This window comes from Azospirillum griseum (assembly GCF_003966125.1).
Classification (GTDB): domain Bacteria; phylum Pseudomonadota; class Alphaproteobacteria; order Azospirillales; family Azospirillaceae; genus Azospirillum; species Azospirillum griseum.
Map to the genome: position 1 here is coordinate 1 of NZ_RXMA01000011.1, position 18,783 is coordinate 18,783.

General features: G+C 67.4%; 17 protein-coding genes. 6 read left to right on the forward strand and 11 right to left on the reverse strand.

Annotated elements, in window-relative coordinates; translation table 11 throughout:
* Window positions 1–100: 100 nt before the first annotated feature.
* The 10 genes from EJ903_RS13030 to fdhD all read right to left on the reverse strand — a co-directional run bounded on the left by EJ903_RS13030 (window position 101) and on the right by fdhD (window position 8,750).
* Window positions 101–1,060, reverse strand: coding sequence for a formate dehydrogenase subunit gamma (locus EJ903_RS13030; protein ID WP_246015530.1), 960 nt, complete (start codon window positions 1,058–1,060; stop codon window positions 101–103).
* A gap of 77 nt (window positions 1,061–1,137) precedes the next feature.
* On the reverse strand, window positions 1,138–1,317 hold the full coding sequence (locus tag EJ903_RS13035; RefSeq protein ID WP_126615900.1) for a hypothetical protein: 180 nt from the start codon (window positions 1,315–1,317) through the stop codon (window positions 1,138–1,140).
* A complete protein-coding gene (gene fdh3B / locus EJ903_RS13040; RefSeq protein ID WP_126615902.1) occupies window positions 1,317–1,949 on the reverse strand; it encodes a formate dehydrogenase FDH3 subunit beta in 633 nt (210 codons plus the stop codon). The genes EJ903_RS13035 and fdh3B overlap by 1 nt, the downstream gene beginning before the upstream one ends.
* Window positions 1,950–1,968: 19 nt before the next feature.
* Window positions 1,969–4,875, reverse strand: coding sequence for a formate dehydrogenase subunit alpha (locus EJ903_RS13045; protein WP_126615904.1), 2,907 nt, complete (start codon window positions 4,873–4,875; stop codon window positions 1,969–1,971).
* 13 nt (window positions 4,876–4,888) lie between these two features.
* Complete coding sequence (locus EJ903_RS13050; protein ID WP_210211440.1) at window positions 4,889–5,104, reverse strand: formate dehydrogenase; 216 nt, start codon at window positions 5,102–5,104, stop codon at window positions 4,889–4,891.
* A gap of 26 nt (window positions 5,105–5,130) precedes the next feature.
* Complete coding sequence (locus EJ903_RS13055; RefSeq protein WP_126615906.1) at window positions 5,131–5,775, reverse strand: TorD/DmsD family molecular chaperone; 645 nt, start codon at window positions 5,773–5,775, stop codon at window positions 5,131–5,133.
* Window positions 5,776–6,087: 312 nt separating this feature from the next.
* The gene (locus EJ903_RS13060; protein WP_126615909.1) at window positions 6,088–6,696 is read right to left on the reverse strand and encodes a DUF3306 domain-containing protein; all 609 of its coding nucleotides are present in this window, start codon (window positions 6,694–6,696) and stop codon (window positions 6,088–6,090) included.
* Complete coding sequence (locus EJ903_RS13065; protein WP_126615911.1) at window positions 6,693–7,250, reverse strand: DUF3305 domain-containing protein; 558 nt, start codon at window positions 7,248–7,250, stop codon at window positions 6,693–6,695. The genes EJ903_RS13060 and EJ903_RS13065 overlap by 4 nt, the downstream gene beginning before the upstream one ends.
* Window positions 7,247–7,867, reverse strand: coding sequence for a molybdenum cofactor guanylyltransferase MobA (gene mobA / locus EJ903_RS13070; protein ID WP_126615913.1), 621 nt, complete (start codon window positions 7,865–7,867; stop codon window positions 7,247–7,249). The genes EJ903_RS13065 and mobA overlap by 4 nt, the downstream gene beginning before the upstream one ends.
* Window positions 7,860–8,750, reverse strand: a complete 891-nt coding sequence (fdhD, locus tag EJ903_RS13075) for a formate dehydrogenase accessory sulfurtransferase FdhD (protein WP_126615916.1) — start codon at window positions 8,748–8,750, stop codon at window positions 7,860–7,862. Before fdhD ends, mobA begins: the two co-directional genes overlap by 8 nt.
* Window positions 8,751–8,834: 84 nt before the next feature.
* Here fdhD and EJ903_RS13080 point away from each other — a divergent pair, with 84 nt between their 5' ends.
* From EJ903_RS13080 to EJ903_RS13105, 6 genes are all read left to right on the forward strand, one after another.
* Complete coding sequence (locus EJ903_RS13080) at window positions 8,835–9,530, forward strand: ABC transporter permease (protein WP_126615919.1); 696 nt, start codon at window positions 8,835–8,837, stop codon at window positions 9,528–9,530.
* 79 nt (window positions 9,531–9,609) lie between these two features.
* Window positions 9,610–10,470 carry an ABC transporter substrate-binding protein gene (locus EJ903_RS13085; protein ID WP_126615921.1) on the forward strand — a complete coding sequence of 287 codons (861 nt, stop codon included), beginning with the start codon at window positions 9,610–9,612 and terminating at the stop codon, window positions 10,468–10,470.
* 101 nt (window positions 10,471–10,571) lie between these two features.
* Window positions 10,572–12,872, forward strand: a complete 2,301-nt coding sequence (locus EJ903_RS13090) for a TPR end-of-group domain-containing protein (protein WP_126615924.1) — start codon at window positions 10,572–10,574, stop codon at window positions 12,870–12,872.
* Between the two features lie 97 nt (window positions 12,873–12,969).
* On the forward strand, window positions 12,970–15,078 hold the full coding sequence (locus tag EJ903_RS13095; RefSeq protein WP_126615926.1) for a 4Fe-4S dicluster domain-containing protein: 2,109 nt from the start codon (window positions 12,970–12,972) through the stop codon (window positions 15,076–15,078).
* Window positions 15,079–15,223: 145 nt separating this feature from the next.
* Window positions 15,224–16,240 carry a GTP 3',8-cyclase MoaA gene (gene moaA / locus EJ903_RS13100; RefSeq protein ID WP_126615929.1) on the forward strand — a complete coding sequence of 339 codons (1,017 nt, stop codon included), beginning with the start codon at window positions 15,224–15,226 and terminating at the stop codon, window positions 16,238–16,240.
* A 66-nt stretch (window positions 16,241–16,306) separates the two neighbouring features.
* On the forward strand, window positions 16,307–17,434 hold the full coding sequence (locus tag EJ903_RS13105; RefSeq protein ID WP_126615932.1) for a CaiB/BaiF CoA transferase family protein: 1,128 nt from the start codon (window positions 16,307–16,309) through the stop codon (window positions 17,432–17,434).
* Here the strand turns inward: EJ903_RS13105 and EJ903_RS13110 are convergent.
* The gene (locus EJ903_RS13110) at window positions 17,431–18,732 is read right to left on the reverse strand and encodes a pentapeptide repeat-containing protein (RefSeq protein WP_126615935.1); all 1,302 of its coding nucleotides are present in this window, start codon (window positions 18,730–18,732) and stop codon (window positions 17,431–17,433) included. The genes EJ903_RS13105 and EJ903_RS13110 overlap by 4 nt on opposite strands.
* Window positions 18,733–18,783 lie beyond the last annotated feature (51 nt).

Sequence of the window (18,783 nt, forward strand, 5' to 3'; positions counted from 1 at the left end):
TCGACCCAGCTCCCGCCATAAGGGCCGACATACAGAATCCATTTCAACGAACGCTGCTACTCATCTTTTCCAAATGCGATTCCCGTGGCCCCGCCCCGCATCATTCCGCCGGGGCCTTTGGCGCGGGGTGATGATGGTCGGGCACCTCCCCGGTCACTTCCTGAACCCACAGGGAATGGTGTTCGCGCGCCCACTGCAATTCGACCTGGCCGTCGCCCATCGCGGCAAAGGCCCCCTCCATGCCGATGGAGCCGATGTAGATGTGGGCCAGGATGATGGCGATCATCACGATGGCAATGGCGGCGTGCGCCAACTGGAACAGTTGCAGTTCCAGCAGGGTGGCGAAACTGAAGGGGAAGATCAGTTGCACGCCGGTGTAACCCAGCGCCGCGCCACCGACGATGGTCGCCCAGAAAATCACTTTCTGACCGCCGTTGAACTTGCGGGCCGGGGGGTGGACGCCCTTGGAGAAAAGCCCGCCCGCCTTCAGAAACCACACCAGATCGTGGCGCTCCGGAATGTTGTGCCGCACCCACATGACAAAGATCAGCAGCAACCCCAGCAGAAAGGCGAAACCCAGGAAATTGTGGGCGATCTTGCCGTATTGGGTCAGGGTGGCAAAAGGCTGCGCCCCCAGGATCGGCAGCAGAACGTGACGGCCATAGAGCAGGTTGAGGCCCGACAGCGCCAGAACGACAAAGCTGCCCGCCGTCAACCAATGGGCCGCCCGCTCCACCGTGTTGAAACGTTCGATGGTCTGGCCGGTCTTCGCCCCGTCGATGCGGATGCGCCCGCGCAACAGGAAGAAGAGCGCCAGCAAACCGACGATCCCGCCCAACACCCAGCGCCCATACTCGCTGAGGGGACCGTTGCGCAGGGCGCGCCACGCCTCGCCTTCCGATTGGATCAGCACGGCGGCTTGTTTGTTGGGGATGGAAACGATGCCCACCGTCTCGCCGGTGCGCAGGCTGTGCCAGACCGCCCCGCGATCCACCCCTTCAATCTGGGTCGGGACCGGCGGCGCGTCGCCAGCGGCAAGGGCCGGGCCGGTCGTGGCCAAACCGGAAAGCACAACAAGGGCGGAAAGAGCGGCTAAGGTCCGAGGCCGTCGTTGCATCGTCGTCACTCTCCCGCCCGTTAGAAACGCTGAGTCGCGGTGCGCTGTTGAAGCGCCCGCAACTCATCCTCGCTGCGCGGCGTGTCGGGCGTGCCCTGATACACGCCCTTCTCGATGTGGATCGGACGCGGGGCACCGTCCTCCTGGCACCCGGCCAGCAGAACCGCGCACCCAACGACGATGACCCAACCGCGCATCATCACTGCCCCTGCTTGCGTTCGCGCAACTGGTCGCGTTCCTGCCCGTTCTTGGTCTGGTAGGCGGTCCCCCAGCCCCAGGCCCCGGAGCCGAACCCACGGGCGACGACGCGCTCGCGGTAAATGTCGGACACCTTGTCGGCGTCACCGGCCAGCAACGCCTTGGTGGAGCACATTTCCGCGCACAGCGGCAGCTTGCCTTCGGCCAGACGGTTGCGTCCGTATTTGCGGAACTCGGCGTCGGACATGTCCTCTTCCGGCCCACCGGAGCAGAAGGTGCATTTGTCCATCTTGCCGCGCGTGCCGAAATTGCCCGCCTGCGGGTATTGCGGCGCGCCGAACGGACAGGCGTAGAAGCAGTAGCCGCAGCCGATGCACAGATCCTTGTTGTGCAGCACCACGCCCTGTTCGGTCTGATAGAAGCAATCGACCGGGCAGACCGCCTTGCACGGCGCGTCGGAGCAATGCATGCAGGCGACCGAAATGGTCCGTTCACCCGGCTTGCCGTCGTTGATGGTCACGACCCGGCGGCGGTTGACGCCCCAGGGAACCTCGTTCTCGTTCTTGCAGGCGGTGACGCAGGCGTTGCATTCGATGCAGCGTTCCGCGTCGCACAGGAATTTCATGCGGGCCATGGTTCAGCGCTCCCCGTGCTCAAACCGCCGCCGTCACGCGGCAAAGGGTGGTCTTGGTTTCCTGCATCTGCGTGACCGAGTCGTAGCCGTAGGTCGTCGCGGTGTTCGCCGCCTCGCCCAGCACGATCGGATCGGCCCCCTTGGGGTATTTGCCGCGCAGATCCTGGCCCTGATACCAGCCACCGAAATGGAAGGGCATGAAGGCCACGCCGCGCCCCACCCGCTCCGTCACCATCGCCTTGACCTTGACCCGACCCTTTTCCGCCCCCTCGACCCACACCATCTGACCGTCCTTGATCCCGGCGTTGTTGGCGTCGAACGGGTTGAGTTCCACGAACATGTCCTGCTGCAACTCGGCCAGCCACGGGTTCGAGCGGGTTTCGTCGCCACCGCCCTCATACTCGACCAGACGGCCCGAGGTGAGGATGATCGGGTAGTCCTTGGACACGTCGCGGTCCTGGATCGACTTGTAGAGCGTGGGCAGACGCCACGATTTGGTGTCCTTGTAGGTCGGGTAGCTGGCGACCAGATCGCGGCGCGGGGTGTAGAGCGGCTCGCGGTGGATCGGCACCGGATCGGGGAAGTTCCACGCCACGCAACGCGCCTTGGCGTTGCCCGGCGGATTGAGACCGTTCTTGACCGCGACACGCTGGATGCCGCCGGACAGGTCGGTGGTCCAGGACACCGCGCCGATCTTCTCGCCGCCGATCTTCTGGATGACCGCCAGTTCCTCCGCCGTCAGCTCCTTGTCGAAGCCCAGCTTCTGGAGCATCGCCATGGTGACTTCGGGGTAGCCGTCCTTGATCGGCGAGCCTTCGGGGTAGGAGCCTTCGGCCAGCAGGGTGACGCCGTTGCGCTCCACCCCGAAGCGGGCGCGGAAGGCTCCGCCGCCCTCGGCCACCGGCAGCGAGGTGTCATACAGGTTGGCCGTGCCCGGATGCTTCATCTCCGGCGTGCCCCAGCAGGGCCAGGGCATGCCGAAGAATTCGCCGTCGCAGGGACCACCGACGGCGCGCAGCGTCGTCTTGTCGAAGGTGGCCTGATGCTCCATGTGCAGCCGCATGCGCTCAGGCGACTGGCCGGTGTAGCCGACCGACCACATGCCGCGATTCCACTCGCGGGTGATGTCCTCGACCAACGGTTCGTTGCCGTTGACCTTGATCGCCTTGAACAGATCCTGGTCGAAGCCGAACTTCTTGGCGAAGCGGTGCATGATCTCGTGGTCGGTCTTCGCCTCGAACAGCGGTTCGACGACCTTTTCCCCCCACTGCACCGACCGGTTCGACGCCGTGCGCGACCCGTAGGTTTCGAACTGGGTGGCGGCGGGCAGCAGGTAAAAATTGTCCTTCCGGTCCGACAGCACCGCCGTCATCGTCGGATAGGGATCGACGACGACGAGAAGCTCCAGCTTCTCCATCGCCTTCTTCATTTCCGGCAGACGAACCTGGCTGTTGGGCGCGTGGCCCCAGAAGACCATGGCCTTCAGCGATTCGGGCTGGTCCAGATTCTCCTTGGCTTCCAGCACGCCGTCGTACCAGCGCGACACCGGAATGCCGGTCCGCTCCATCAACTCCTTGGACGTGAAGCGGGCGAGCAGCGAGTCGTAAGACACCCCCCACACCCGCGCCCAGTGCTTCCACGCCCCTTCGGCCAAGCCGTAATAGCCGGGCAAACTGTCGGAGGTGACGCCGAAATCGGTCGCCCCCTGCACGTTGTCGTGCCCTCGGAAGATGTTGGTGCCGCCGCCGGTCACGCCGACATTGCCCAGCGCCAGTTGCAGCACACAATAGGCGCGCGTGTTGTTGTTGCCGATGTGGTGCTGGGTCCCGCCCATGCACCAGACCAACGTTCCGGGCCGGTTGGAGGCCAACGTGCGCGCCACGCGGCGCAGCTGCGAGCCGGGAACCCCGGTCACACGCTCCACCTCCGCCGGGGTCCATTTGGCGACCTCGGCGCGGATGTCGTCAAAACCGTACACACGCTTGGCGATGTAATCCTTGTCCTCCCAGCCATTCTCCAGAATGTGCCAGAGGATGCCCCAGATCAGCCCGACGTCGGTGCCGGGACGGAAGCGGATGTATTCGTCGGCCTTGGCGGCGGTGCGGGTGAAACGCGGGTCGGCGACGATCAGCGGGGCGTTGTTCTGCTCCTTGGCCTTCAGGATGTGGAGCATCGAGACGGGGTGCGCTTCGGCGGCGTTGGAGCCGATGAAGAACATCGCCTTCGACTTCTGGATGTCGTTGTAGCTGTTCGTCATGGCACCATAGCCCCAGACGTTGGCCACGCCCGCGACCGTCGTCGAATGGCAGATGCGCGCCTGGTGATCGACGTTGTTGGTCCCCCAGAAGGCGGCGAATTTGCGGAACAGATAGGCCTGCTCGTTGCTGTGCTTGGCCGATCCCAGCCAGAACACCGCGTCGGGACCGGATTTCTGCCGGATCTCCAGCAGCTTGTCGCCCACCTCCTGGATCGCCTGGTCCCAGGTGATGCGGGTCCAGGTGCCGTTGACCATCTTCATCGGGTAGCGCAGGCGGCGTTCGCCGTGCGCGTGTTCGCGCACCGACGCGCCCTTCGCGCAATGGGCACCCAGATTGATCGGGCTGTCAAAACCGGGTTCCTGGCCGATCCAGACCCCGTTTTGAACCTCGGCCACCACGGTGCAGCCGACCGAACAATGGGTGCAGATGGTCTTGACCTGCTTGACCGGCGCGCCTGCTGCGGCCGGGGCAGCGCTGGCGGCGTCGGCCTTCTTCACCATGCCGAACGGCATCGTTGCGGCCAGCGCGGCCCCACCGGCGGCAAGACCGGAGGTGCGCAGGAAGGCGCGACGGTCCACCGTGGCCCCGGTGACGGAGCCGACAGCGGCGGACAGGCTGCGGGACAGGTGGCGGCCACCGGCGGCGGTCGAGCGTTTCTTGACGAGCATCGTGGCGATCCTCTCAGAAGCGGCTCAGCGCATAGACCGTCCGCACATGGTCGGTCTCGCGATAGCCGGTGGTGGCGGGGGCGGTGGGAGCGGCTTCGGCGGTGGGGGCGGCACCGACCGCACCAACGGCGGCGGCACCCAGGGCACCGACGCCAAGACCCGCGACGCGGAACAGGTCGCGCCGCGCCATCGCACCGTTGGGCTTATCCGCTCTGTGTCGTTCCGTCATGGTCCCGCTCCCGTCCATCCCGTCCATCACGCCGCAAGGTCAAAGGCCCGGCCCTCGACCGCCAGAAACTGTTCCCCGACCGCGCCGACCGCCCGGTAAAAGCGCGCCGACGGCGAGGTCTGCAAATCCGCGAAAAACCGCCCGGCCCACGCGCCGATGTGACGGTCGTAAAAGCGCTTCTGCCCGTCCAGGCCAACCGGTGCGGCATCGCCCGTTTCGGTGGTTTCCTCGAACAGGCCGCCGATCAACCCGGCCATCATCTCGCACAGGGCGGCCAGATGGTCTTCGGGTTCGGTCACGCCATCGGCGCGCGCGATGCCCAGCCGGGCCATGTCGTCGCGCAAAACGGCCAACGGCTTTTCGTTCATGAAACCGGTGAGGTAGTAGGAGGCGTAGGGCAAGCGTTCGCTGCCGCCAACGCCGATGAACAGGGTGGTGAACTCCGCCGCCACCGCCGCCGCGTCGCTCTCCCGCGCGGCCCCGGCCAGCGCGTTGAGCGCGTCCCCGAAACCGCCACCATCGCCGCGCAGGTCGGCCAGGGCGGCCAGCAACCCGTCATCGGGGGGTGCGCGCAGCAAGCGGGCGAGCAAGCCATAGACCTGGGCGCGCAACAACTCCTCCTCCGCCACCTCGGCGGAGTCCCGGTTGTCTTGCGCAAGATCGGCGCTCATCACCACGGATCGTTGCCCTTCCATCCCCACGACCATGGGCTTGGCGGCGCGGCGGATCCCGCCGGTGCCGGATGGTCCTTCGGACCCTCACCCATTTTGATGCCACCCATTTTGATGCATCTGCGAAAAGCCATTGCTCAACAGAGGCTTAACACAACAGACGTTGTTAATAAGAAAGCCCGCGCCGACCCGTTGTCAACAAAGGACAGGGGCGAATTGTGGGTCAACCCACTCTTTTTGAAAGCGCTATGCCCGCCGCGTCAGAGCGCCCCTTGCGTGGCAACGGGCGACGGTGCGTTGCGGCGTTTTGCCTCACACCCGCGCGGAGGGGACCGTGTCCTGTTCCCCATCGGTGAGAGGGTGGGGACGGATGGGATCGACGGCCAGGGCGGAGTCAGCCAGCGGAGTCTCCACCGGCGACGGCAACGCGTCGGCCGGGTGGGCAAGGTCTTCCCGCCCCTCCCCCTGGTGCTGGGGGGGCGTGGGGGATTCCGCCGGTTCTTCCGTCAGGAAGCCGCGCCCGACGCGATAGAGCGTCTTGACCGGGTTGGCACCGGTGAACAGGCCCGCGTAATCCTCGGCGTAATCCTTCAGCCCATCGTCGTTGGCGTAGACCGGATCGGAGGTCCACAGCTTGCGCAACGCCTGACGGTGCAGGTCCTCCGGCACGTCGGCGCGCAGGAAGGGGGTGAAGTCGGACTCGGCGGTCAGTTCCTCGACCGACGGCAGATCAGCCAACGGGTCCGATCCGGAATCGGACATGGAATCCGGCGCGGCCTCCACCGGAACCGCACCGTCCACCGCCGCGCCGGACTCGGCTGACGGCACCGGCGGCCGGGATGGTGGTGAATCGACCGGAACCGGCGTCGCCGCCCGGCGCTTCAGCCGCGACCAGCGCGACAGGAACGGTTCGTCGCTCACCCTGTCCCTCCGCCTTGTGGTCCACCACGCCTGCCGTCACCCCGTCTGTCATCCTTGTCGAAATGACGCTTGCGTTCGCGCTTTTCGAACGGGACGTCAACGTGGTGCTGATCGACGAAATCCCGGACCAGCGCGGTGATGTCCGGCGGCATCGGCACGGTTTCCACCACATCCATGCCGACCTGATACCCCTCCCCCTCATGGGCCGACGCGGTGACGACCACCGGAATCATGGCGTCGCCCGCCGCGTCGGGGCGCAGCACCACCCACAGGCGGGGCGGTTCCTGCGACAGGTTCAGGCGGTAGCCTTCGGTGTCGGTGCGGAACAGTTCCAGCTCCAGCGTCGCCGCGTGGGTGTGGGTCCAACCCTCGCCGCTGCGCAGGAGCCGGCCCGGCGGTTCGACCGGTCCGGCGCCGGGGATCACCGCCGCCACCCGCCACGACCAATCCGCCCACGGGCTGGTCGAGGCCCGCCGCTCCACCACGATGCCCAGCGGCAGGGTTTCGATGCGGCGCAGCGGGGCGGTGCCCGGATCGACGGGGTCGTCGGTCATCGCGAAGCCCCCCAGACCAGCAGCCGTTCGGCCTCCTCCAAATCCTCCGGGCGGTTGGCGTTGAAAAAGGGATCGACCGGATCGGTGGAGAAATCGGCCACCGCCAGCCGGTGGCGCGCGGTCCAGGCATCGACCTTGCGCACCCCCTCCTCGGTCACGGCGTGGCGCAGATCGGCGGCCAACGCCACCGGCCACAGGCCGAACACCGGGTGCATCTGGCCGTCGGACCGGGCGCAGGCCAGAGCGGCCCCGTCCCGCTCCGCCGCCGCGATCAGGCGCGCCACCAGATCGCCGGGCACAAAGGGCGCGTCGGTGGCGAAGGTCACGACCCAGCGGGCGTCGGGGGCGTGGTCGCGCGCCCATTCCAGACCTGTCAGCACCCCGGCCAGCGGCCCCGGATAGCCGCCGACCACGTCCGCCGCCACCGGCAAACCGAACGCGGCGAAGCGCGCCGGGTCGCCGTTGGCGTTCAGCACCAGCGCGCCCACCTGCGGGCGGGCGGCGTCGATGATGCGCTCCAGGATCGTCCGGCCCGCCAGCTTCTGCAAATTCTTGTCACCGCCGCCCATCCGGCGCGACAGCCCCCCGGCCAGCAGCAGCCCCACCACATCACTCATCCTCGCGCCCTCCCTTGCGCGCGTGCCGATGCTCCTCCTCCCCGGCGGTGTCGGAGTCGGCGTCGAAGATCAGACGGTCGGTTCCGGCCAGGGCGAGGAAGCGCTTGCCCTTGGCCCGCCCGACCAGCGTCAGGTCCACCTGCCGCGCCAGCTCCACCCCCCAGGCGGTGAAGCCCGAACGGGAAATCAGGATCGGAATGCCCATCTGCACCGTCTTGATGACCATTTCAGAGGTCAAACGGCCCGTTGTGTAAAAGATTTTGTCCGCCGCCGACACAGCGTTCAGGTGCATCCAGCCGGCCACCTTGTCCACCGCGTTGTGCCGCCCGACATCCTCCATATAGACCAGCGGCTGGTCTTCCCGGCACAGCACGCAGCCATGGATCGCCCCGGCCTCCAGATACAGGCTGGGCGTCCGGTTGATCGCCTTGGACAGCGCGTAAATCCACGAGGTGCGCAGCCGCGCGCCGGTCGGCAGCCGGGCGGTGCCGAAGCTTTCCATCACGTCGCCGAAGGCGGTTCCCTGGGCGCAGCCGGAGGTCAGCGTCTTTTTCTTCAGCTTGGCCTCGTAATCGGTCGCGCGTTCGGTGCGGACGACGACGGTGTCGGTCTCCTCGTCCACGTCGATGGCGGTGATGCGGTCGTCGCGCCGCAGCATGTTCTGGTTCAGCAGATAGCCGACGGCCAGACACTCCGGGTAATCGCCGATCGTCATCATGGTGACGATTTCCTGGCCGTTCAGATAGAGCGTCAGCGGGCGTTCGACGGTGACGGCGATCTCGACCGGGTGGCCATCCTGGTCCAACCCGGCGACGCGTTCGGTCAGCTTGGGGTTCGCCGGATCCGGCTGTATGGTGAGGGATGCGGTGGGTGCGGTGGTCATGGGCGCGAGTGTGGGCGACCGCCGCCGCCTGGGCAAGCCCAACCGTTGCCGCACCCAACCATTCCCACCATCCGTTCGGATCGCATGCAGGATTTCACCCAGGCGCTGGCCACCGCCGTCGAGATGATCGTCACGCTGGACACGGGCCTGTTGCGGATCGTCGGCCTGTCGTTGCGCGTCAGCCTGACCGCCCTTCTGGCCGCCACGCTGATCGGCTTGCCGCTGGGGGCGGCCATCGCCGCCCTGCGTTTTCCGGGGCGGCGCGGGCTGGCGGTGACGCTCAACACGCTGATGGGGTTGCCGCCGGTGGTGGTGGGGCTGGTGGTGTTCCTGCTGCTGTCGCGCTCCGGCCCCTTCGGGGTTCTGGGGCTGCTGTTCACGCCCACGGCGATGATCGTGGCGCAAACCGTGCTGATCGTGCCCATCGTCGCCTCGCTCGCCCGGCAGACGGTGGAGGATCTGCTGGTCGAGTACGACGATCTGCTGCGCGTCACCGGGGCCGGGCCGCTCGCCACCCTGACCACCCTGCTGTCCGAAGCGCGGTGGAGCCTGTTGACCACGGTGCTGGCCGGGTTCGGGCGCGCGTCGGCGGAGGTCGGGGCGGTGATGATCGTCGGCGGCAACATCGAACACGCCACCCGCGTGATGACCACCGCCATCGCCCTGGAAACCAGCAAGGGCGATCTGCCCACCGCGCTGGGGCTGGGAATCGTCCTGATGACCCTGTCGCTGCTGGTCAATTTTGTCGCATCCCTGCTGCGGGAGACCGCGCGGCGCTGATCACGCCCGGATGGGGCTGGTCGCGGGCCGCCGCACGCGCTACGTCTTGGAGAGCACAACGCCAAGGGAGGAGTGCGCCATGCAGCGCCGTTCCGTCATCGGTCGGGTCGTTTTGGGTCTCGCCGCCGCCGTCACCCTGTGCACGCTGGGCGGCGCGCCGGGCGCGCGGGCGGAGGACCGTTTCATCACCGTGGCCTCGACCACCTCGACCGAGGATTCCGGGCTGTTCAAGGCGCTGCTGCCCGCCTTCACCGCCAAGACGGGAATCGCGGTGCGCGTGGTCGCCAAGGGAACCGGGCAGGCCATCGATCTGGCCAAGCGCGGCGACGCCGACGTGCTGTTCGTCCACCACAAGCCATCGGAGGAGAAATTCGTCGCCGAGGGCTTCGCCGCCGAACGCAAGCCAGTGATGTACAATGATTTCGTCATCGTCGGCCCGGCCAAGGACCCCGCCGGGGTGAAGGGATCCAAGGACGTGGCCGACGCCCTGGGCCGGATCGCCGCCGCCAAGGCCCCCTTCGTGTCGCGCGGCGACGACAGCGGGACCCACAAGGCCGAACTCGCCCTGTGGAAAGCCGCCAACCTGGACCCGGCCAAGGCGGAATCCGGCCAAGGCTGGTACAAGGCCATCGGCCAGGGCATGGGACCGACCCTGAACACCGCCGCCGCGCTGGAGGGCTACGCGCTGGCCGACCGTGGCACCTGGCTGAACTTCAAGAATCGCGGCGGCCTGTCGATCCTGGTCGAAGGCGACAAGCGGCTGTTCAACCAATACGGCGTGATGCTGGTCAGCCCGGCCAAATTCCCCCACGTGAAGGCCAAGGACGGCCAGAGCTTCGTCGATTGGCTGGTGTCGGCGGAAGGGCAACAGGCCATCGCCGCCTACCAGATCGACGGCCAATCCCTGTTCTTCCCCAACGCCAACGAACCGGGGGTGTGAGCGCCGGTTGAAACACTTCCGCTCCGCATCCGCTCCCCACTTCCTGTTTCCATCACAACCCTGATAGGTTGATCACGGAGTGGGATTGGGGTGCGGGTGCGATGAGTGGGGTTGCCAACACCAGCGTTGAGGAAATTGCCGACTGCATGCGCGCCCGCAAACGGGCCAACCAGGCGTGCAGTCTGCTGATCGGGGCGGGCTGCTCCGTGTCCGCCGGGATTCCGCTGGCCAACGGCTTCGTCAGCCGCATCCAAAAAGAACATGGTGCCGCCTATCGCCGGGCCAAAACCAAACACTACCCGGACGTGATGGCGGAGCTGGGCGACGGCTACCGCCGCGATCTGGTGGCCGAGGCCATCGACAAGGCCCACATCAATTGGGCGCACATCGCCATCGCCCAATTGATGAAGCATGGCTATGTCAGCCGGGTGCTGACCACCAATTTCGACCCGCTGGTGGTGCGCGCCTGCGCGATGGTCGGGGAATTCCCGGCGGTCTATGACTTCGCCGCCTCCCAGAATTTCCACCCCGAATATCTGCCGGAAAAGGCGGTGTTCTACCTGCACGGCCAGCGCGACGGCTTCATCCTGCTGCACACGGAGGAAGACGTTCGCCGCCACAGCGCCAACCTCGCCCCCCTGTTCCGCGAGGCCGGGCAAGGGCGCATGTGGCTGGTCGCCGGGTACAGCGGGGAAAACGACCCGGTCTTCACCCATTTGGAAGCGGTCGAGCATTTCCGCTACAACCTGACCTGGGCGCGGTATGAGGACGAGGATCCGCCACCCCACCTGACCCAAAAGCTGCTGAAGCCCGGCAAGGGGACCCTGTACCTGCGCGGCTACGACGCCGACCGCCTGTTCGTCGAACTGGCGCAACGGCTCGATTGCTTCCCTCCCGATTTCATCAGCGCCCCGTTCCAGCATCTGCGCAACACGCTCGACCGGGTCGGCCCCTTTCAATTGCCGCACAAGGCTGGGCCGCTCGACATCGTGCAGGAGGCCCGCAAACGCATCGACCACGCCGAAACCGTGGTGCGCAGCGCCGCCGACGCCACGCGGGACCGTGTCCTTCAGGCCATCCTCCGGGCCGATTATGCCGACGCGGTGCGCGATGTGACGGACGGAGCCATCGCCGAGGACGCTGAACTGCGGGGCTTGATGGCAACCGCGCATTTCATGCTGGGTGTCAATGCACAGCAGAGGGGAGAAAGCGCGACCGGCAAAGAATTTGAACGCGCGATCAGCACCGCCATCGAACAGTATCAGCGCTGCCTTGCTCTCAAACCCGACAAACACGAGGCGTGGAACAACTGGGGCAACGCCCTCGCCGATCAGGCCAAGACCACAGGCGGAGACGACGCGCGCACCCTCTTCGACGTGGCCGGACAGAAATACGCCGAGGCCATCGCCATCAAACCCGACGACCACGAGGCGTGGTACAACTGGGGCATCGCCCTCTTCCATCAGGCCAAGGCCACAGGCGGAGACGACGCGCGCACCCTCTTCGACATGGCCGGGCAGAAATACGCCAAGGCCATCGCCATCAAGCCAGACTTCCACGAGGCGTGGTACAACTGGGGCAACGCACTCTTCCATCAGGCCAGGGCCACAGGCGGGGACGACGCGCGCACCCTCTTCGACGTGGCCGGGCAGAAATACGCCAAGGCCATCGCCATCAAACCAGACAAACACGAGGCGTGGTACAACTGGGGCAACGCCCTCGCCGATCAGGCCAAGGCCACAGGCGGGGACGACGCGCGCACCCTCTTCGACGTGGCCGGGCAGAAATTCGCCGAGGCCATCGCCATCAAACCAGACTTCCACGAGGCGTGGTACAACTGGGGCGTCGCCCTCTCCGATCAGGCCAAGGCCACAGGCGGGGACGACGCGCGCACCCTCTTCGACGTGGCCGGGCAGAAATACGCCGAGGCCATCGCCATCAAACCAGACAAACACGAGGCGTGGAACAACTGGGGCAACGCCCTCTTCCATCAGGCCAAGGCCACAGGCGGGGACGACGCGCGCACCCTCTTCGGCTTGGCCGCGCAGAAATACGCCGAGGCCATCGCCATCAAACCCAACTGCCACGAGGCGTGGAACAACTGGGGGTTTGCCTTTCTCTATTTGGCAAACATCACAAGCGGGACCGAGGCCGCGCAGAATCTTGCGGAAACCGATGCACGATACCGCCGCGCCCTGTCCTTGACGCCTAACGCCCCAAACACCCTCTACAACCTCGCCTGCCTGCACAGCCTCCGTCGCAACGAATCCGCCTGCCGGATGTGGTTGACCCGTTGCCTGGCCATCCCCCACCCCAACGCCAAACGCCTCCTGTCCTCCGACAGCGATTTTGACTCCCTGCGCGACACACCCTGGTTCCAGGGGTTGCTTGCCGCGCTGTAGCCCCCACACCTCCACTTTCCCATTCCCAAGCCCCCGCCGCCGCCCATATCACTGATGGGGGAAACCGGGGCGGACACCCGGCAGGGGAGGAACCAGAATGATGGACGGCGGGCGGGGCATGCTGGTGTGCGATTGCGCGGGTGGCGTTCCCCTGGATGGGGCAGCGCTGGGGGCGGCCTGTGGCGCGGGCGGGGCGGTGACGGTGCATCACCAACTGTGCCGGTCGCAGCTCGACCGTTTCGAGGCCGCGTTGGGACACGCGGGCGGCGCGCCGCTGCTGGTGGCCTGCACGCAGGAGGCCCCGCTGTTCCGCGAGATCGCGGCGGATGTGGCACCCGACACCGCGCTGGGCTTCGTCAACATCCGGGAAAAGGCGGGCTGGTCGGACGAGGGGGCGCAGGCGCTGCCGAAGATCGCCGCGCTGCTGGCCGAAGCCGCCCTGCCAATTCCGCCCACCGGGGCGTTGACGCTCAGCTCCGGCGGGGTGTGTCTGGTCTATGGCTCCGACGACCGGGCGCTGGAGGCCGGGCGGCGGCTGGCCAAGCATCTGGACGTCACCGTGCTGCTGACGACGGCGCGCGAGGTGGCTCCGCCGCCGGTGCTGGACGTCGCCCTGTTCCGGGGCCGCATCCGCAAGGCGGCGGGCTGGATCGGCGCGTTCGACATTGTGGTGGACGATTACGCCCCCGCCCTGCCCTCCGCGCGCGGGGCGCTGGCCTTCGAACCGCCGCGCCAGGGGGCGACGGCGCGCTGCGACCTGATCCTCGACCTCACCGGCGGGCCGCCGCTGTTCCCCGCCCATGGCCGCCGCGACGGCTACCGCCGCGCCGACCCCGGCAACCCGGCGCAGGTGGCCGACGCCCTGCTCGACCTGATCGATCTGGTGGGGGAGTTCGAAAAACCGCTGTTCGTCGATTACAAACCGGACCTGTGCGCCCATTCCCGCAGCCGCAAAACCGGCTGTTCGCGCTGTCTGGAGGTCTGCCCGACCGGGGCGATCACCCCCAACGGCGACGCGGTGGCGCTCGACCCGCATGTCTGCGCCGGTTGCGGATCCTGCGCGTCGGTCTGCCCGACCGGGGCCGCCACCTACGCCCTGCCGCCCGCCGCCACGCTCTATGACCGGCTGCGCACGCTGCTGACGACCTTTGACAAGGCGGGGGGTGCCAAGGCGGCGGCCAACAAAACCGGGAAAAGCGCGCCCGCCCTGTTGATCCACGATCCCCGCCATGGCGAGGAGATGATCGGCCTGATCGCCCGCCATGGCCGGGGGCTGCCCGCCCGCGTCATCCCCTTTGCCGTGAACGAGGTGACGCAAACCGGATTCGACCTGTTCGCGCTGGCGCTGGCCTATGGCTGCACCCAGGTGCGCGTGCTGACCGGGCCGGAGAATGCCGGGGAAACCGCCGGGCTGGCCGCGCAGATCGGGCTGGCGGAGGCCGCCTTCAGCGGTCTGGGCTATGGCTCCGGCCGGGTGGCGGTGATCGAGTCGCGCGATCCCGACGCGGTGGAGGCGGCGCTGTGGGATCTGCCCGCCGTGGCCCCGCACCGCGCCGCCAGCTTCCTGGCGATGGGTGCCAAGCGCGCCGTCACCATGCTGGCCCTGCGCCACCTGCACAGCGTCGCCCCAGCGACGACAGGGGCGGCAACGGTGGAGGTGCTGCCGCTGCCGCCGGGCGCACCCTTTGGCCGGGTGGCGGTCGATGTGGCGGGCTGCACGCTGTGCCTGTCCTGCGTCGGGGCCTGCCCGACCGGGGCGCTGCTCGACAACGCCGACAAGCCGACGCTGTCCTTCGCGCAGGACGCCTGCGTGCAGTGCGGGCTGTGCAAGGCGACCTGCCCGGAAAAGGTCATCACCCTGGTCCCGGAGCTGGATTTCCGCGACCGCGCGCGCGGTGCGGTGGTGGTGAAGGAAGAGGAACCCTTCTGCTGCGTGTCCTGCGGCAAGCCCTTTGCCACCCAATCCTCCATCGAGAAGATCGTGACGGTGCTGGCCGGCAAACACTGGATGTTCGCGACTCCGGAAGCCGCCAACCGCATCCGCATGTGCGAGGATTGCCGGGTGCAGGACCAGTTCACCCAGGGCGGCGCGCCCTTCGCGCTGGGTGAACCCCGGGTGACGCGCACCACCGACGACGATCTGCGCGAACGGGCGGAGGCCGAACGCAACGCCGCTGCGGACCCCGGCAAGCCCCATCACCATTGACCACCACCACCCTTGACCCCACCACCCTTGACCATGGTCAAGGCGTGCGCCCCCTACCCTATGGGACAAGGGCGCACCATATCTGTATGATGTGTGCCACCAACGAAAGGCGCTCCGCCGGAGCGTCCCCCTGCGGAGCCTGCCGATGACGCGCGAGACCCCCGCCCCCCTGATCGACCCCTTCGGTCGGGCCGTGAAGTATCTGCGCGTGTCCGTGACCGACCGCTGCGATCTGCGCTGCGTCTACTGCATGGCCGAAGACATGAGTTTTCTGCCCAAGGCGGAGGTGCTGACGCTGGAGGAGCTGGACCGGCTGTGCAGCGCCTTCGTCCGGCTGGGAACCCGCAAGCTGCGACTGACCGGCGGCGAACCGCTGGTGCGGCGCGACGTGATGCAGTTGATCCGGCGGCTGGGCCGCCACGTCAAGGCGGACGACCTGGACGAGCTGACCCTGACCACCAACGGAACCATGCTGTTCAAGCACGCCGCCGGGCTGTTCGACGCCGGGGTGCGGCGGATCAACGTGTCGTTGGACACGCTCGACCCCCACAAATTCCAGGCGATCACCCGCTGGGGCAAGCTCGACAAGATCCTGGGCGGCATCCAGGCGGCCAAGGAGGCCGGGCTGGCGGTGAAGATCAATTGCGTGGCGCTGAAGGGCGTCAACGACGACGAGATTCACCGGATGGTCGCCTGGTGCGGCCATGAGGGCTTCGATCTGACCTTCATCGAGGTGATGCCGATGGGCGACATCGGCGAGGGCGCGCGCTACGACCAATATTGGCCGCTGACCCATCTGCGGGCCGAGCTGGAAACCCGCTGGACGCTGGAGGACAGCGACCACCGCACCGGCGGCCCCGCCCGTTACGTCCGCGTGCGCGAAACCGGCCAGCGCGTCGGCTTCATCACCCCGCTGACGCACAATTTCTGCGAAAGCTGCAACCGTGTCCGCCTGACCTGCACCGGGACCCTCTACATGTGTCTGGGGCAGGAGGACGCCGCCGACCTGCGCGCGCCGCTGCGGATGAGCGACGACGACGGGCACCTGATCGACGCCGTGCGCGCCGCCATCGCCCGCAAGCCCAAGGGCCACGACTTCATCATCAACCGCCAGACCAACGGCCCGGCGGTGTCCCGGCACATGAGCGTGACGGGGGGATAAGGCCACACAGCCCGGCGCGCCGCGCGCCAACCAAAAAAACACGAAAAAGCACGGGAAACGCCCACCATGCCGCTGCCCTTCCTGTCCGGCCTGCGGGTCATCGACCTTGGCCAGTATCTGCCCGGCCCGCACGCCGCCCAGCTTCTCGGCGATCTGGGGGCGGAGGTGGTGAAGGTGGAGCCGCCGGACGGCGATCCGCTGCGTTTCCTGGGTCCGACGGACAGCGACGGCGTGACCGCCGCCTACAAAATCTTCACGGCGGGCAAGACCGTCGTCACCCTGGATCTGAAAACACCCGATGGCCGCGCCGGGCTGGAGGCGCTGATCCAACGGGCCGACGCGCTGGTCGAAAGCTACCGTCCCGGCGTGATGGAGAAGCTGGGGCTGGGCCGCGACCGGTTGCGGGCGCTGAATCCGCGCCTGGTCCACGCCAGCCTGTCGGGTTGGGGCTACAGCGGCCCCTACGCCACGCGGGCTGGGCATGATCTGAATTACATGGCGGTCGGCGGCGGGCTGGACGCCTCCGGCCTGCCCGATCAGCCGGTGATCTCCTATCTGCCGGTGGCCGATTTCGCCTCGGCCCAACAAACCGCTTTGGCGGTGGTCGCCGCACTGTTTGGGCGGGAGCGAACGGGCGAGGGCTGCTTCCTCGACCTGTCGATCATGGAAACGGTGCTGGGCTGGCAGGGCATCAACCTGACCGCCGCCGCGCGCGGCCAGATGCCCCAACGGGGCGAAGCGCTGCTGTCGGGCGGGGTGGCCTGTTACCGCATCTACAAGACGGCGGACGGACGTTTCATCACCCTGTCGGCGCTGGAGCCGAAATTCTGGCGCGGCTTCTGCGCGGCGGTGGAGCGGCCCGATTGGGTGGCCCGGCAGGCCGATCCGCTGCCGCAACAGGCGCTGACGGCGGAACTCGCCACGCTGTTCGCCAGCCGCAGCCTGTCCGATTGGCAAACCCTGCTCGACCCGGTGGATTGCTGCTTTGAAGCGCTGCCGGAGATCGGGGAGATCGCCGCGCACCCGCACATCGCCGCGCGCGGGCAAATTCAAACCACCGACGGGCCGGAACCGCTGGTGGAAACCCGGATGGGCCTGCGCGTCGATGGCGGCCAGCCCCCCGCCCGCACGCCCTGGCGGGCCAGCGACACCGCCACGGTGTTGGCCGCCTGGGACGGCAACACAACAGGCTAAACCGCCAACAGGGCCGCCGCGTCCCCCTCCTCCCGCACCGGCAGGGGGCCACGGCGGGCACCCGACAGATAGGCGCGGGTCAGGTCCGCCGCGTCCTCGTCGCAACCGCGCAGGTCGGCGGAGCAGAGGTTCGCGTTTTCGAACACGGCGCTGGTGATGCGGGCACCGGACAGCCGCGCCCCGCGCAGGTCGATGCCGCTCAGGGTGGCACCGGTCAGGTTGGCGGGCCACAGGCGGCCGGTCGGGGTGCCATCGGGCTTGCGCAACTCGACCCGGCCGAAATCGGCGTCCCCCGCCCGCGCACCGGTCAGATCGGCCCCCATCAGATTGGCCCCGGTCAGGATCGCCTGATCCAGCTTCGCCCGGCTCAGATTGGCCCCGCCGAAATCGGTCAGCGACAGTTGCGCGTTGGACAGCGACGCCTCGCTCATCTGGGCGTTGCGAAAGACCGCACCGGACAGGTCGACGGCGGTCAGATCGACCCCGCGCAAATCCATGCCGGTGAAATCCGCCCGCTCCCCGCGTGCCCCGCCGCTGTTGATCCACAAAGTGTGGCTGTCCAGCATCCGCCGCACGTCGGGCGGCAGGGCGCTGGTGCTCTTCATGTAGATGGCACCGTTCAGGTTGGCCCCGACCACATCGGCCTTGGTGAAATCGACGTTGCGCATCACCGCGTCGCGCAGATCGGCGTTGCGCAGGATGGTCTGGTTGAGCGTCGCGCCGTTCAGGATCGCCTGTTTCAGCTTGGCCCCGGTGAAATTGGCCTCGCTGAGGTCGGCCCCGGCCAGATTGGCGGCGAACAGGTTGGCCCCGGCGAAATCGGTGCCGCGCAACGCGCTGTTGGTCAGATCGGCGTGGCTGAGGTCGGCGTTTTTGAAGTTGACACCATCCAGGGAGGCGTCCTGCAGATTGGTGCGGTTGCGCACCTCCTCCCGGCCCGACACGAAGGTCAGGATCTGACCGGGGCGCAAATCCGCCTCTTCGAAATCGGTGCTGCGCAGATTGGCCTTGAGAAAATTCGCCCCGCGCAGATCGGCCCGGACGAAGCGGGACCCGACCAGCACCGCCCGGCTGAAATTGGCCCCGAACAGGTCGGACATGTCAAAGCTCACCCCCTCCAACTCGGCGTCGGAGAAGTTGACCTGGGTCAGAACCGCCGAATTGAGCGTGAAGCCCTTCAGCCGCAGTCCGGACAGGTCCACCGCCTTGGCCTGAAGCCGCACCCCGCCGGGACGGAGCTTCAGGTACATGAGATGGTCCCTGACCTGCTTCAGGAACTCCATGCTTCGATCGTTCATCGAGCCGTCCCCGTTCCAGCCCTATCGCGCCGACGATCATAGGCCGAATGG

Coding starts and splice junctions, on each gene's coding strand:
- EJ903_RS13090 (WP_126615924.1), top strand. CDS start 10,572: ATGAGTGGGGTTGCCAACACCAGCGTTGAGGAAATTGCCGACTGCATG.
- EJ903_RS13105 (WP_126615932.1), top strand. CDS start 16,307: ATGCCGCTGCCCTTCCTGTCCGGCCTGCGGGTCATCGACCTTGGCCAG.
- fdh3B (WP_126615902.1), bottom strand. CDS start 1,949: ATGGCCCGCATGAAATTCCTGTGCGACGCGGAACGCTGCATCGAATGC.
- fdhD (WP_126615916.1), bottom strand. CDS start 8,750: ATGACCACCGCACCCACCGCATCCCTCACCATACAGCCGGATCCGGCG.
- EJ903_RS13050 (WP_210211440.1), bottom strand. CDS start 5,104: ATGACGGAACGACACAGAGCGGATAAGCCCAACGGTGCGATGGCGCGG.
- EJ903_RS13110 (WP_126615935.1), bottom strand. CDS start 18,732: ATGAACGATCGAAGCATGGAGTTCCTGAAGCAGGTCAGGGACCATCTC.
- EJ903_RS13055 (WP_126615906.1), bottom strand. CDS start 5,775: ATGAGCGCCGATCTTGCGCAAGACAACCGGGACTCCGCCGAGGTGGCG.
- EJ903_RS13085 (WP_126615921.1), top strand. CDS start 9,610: ATGCAGCGCCGTTCCGTCATCGGTCGGGTCGTTTTGGGTCTCGCCGCC.
- EJ903_RS13045 (WP_126615904.1), bottom strand. CDS start 4,875: ATGCTCGTCAAGAAACGCTCGACCGCCGCCGGTGGCCGCCACCTGTCC.
- moaA (WP_126615929.1), top strand. CDS start 15,224: ATGACGCGCGAGACCCCCGCCCCCCTGATCGACCCCTTCGGTCGGGCC.
- mobA (WP_126615913.1), bottom strand. CDS start 7,867: ATGAGTGATGTGGTGGGGCTGCTGCTGGCCGGGGGGCTGTCGCGCCGG.
- EJ903_RS13065 (WP_126615911.1), bottom strand. CDS start 7,250: ATGACCGACGACCCCGTCGATCCGGGCACCGCCCCGCTGCGCCGCATC.
- EJ903_RS13035 (WP_126615900.1), bottom strand. CDS start 1,317: ATGATGCGCGGTTGGGTCATCGTCGTTGGGTGCGCGGTTCTGCTGGCC.
- EJ903_RS13095 (WP_126615926.1), top strand. CDS start 12,970: ATGATGGACGGCGGGCGGGGCATGCTGGTGTGCGATTGCGCGGGTGGC.
- EJ903_RS13080 (WP_126615919.1), top strand. CDS start 8,835: ATGCAGGATTTCACCCAGGCGCTGGCCACCGCCGTCGAGATGATCGTC.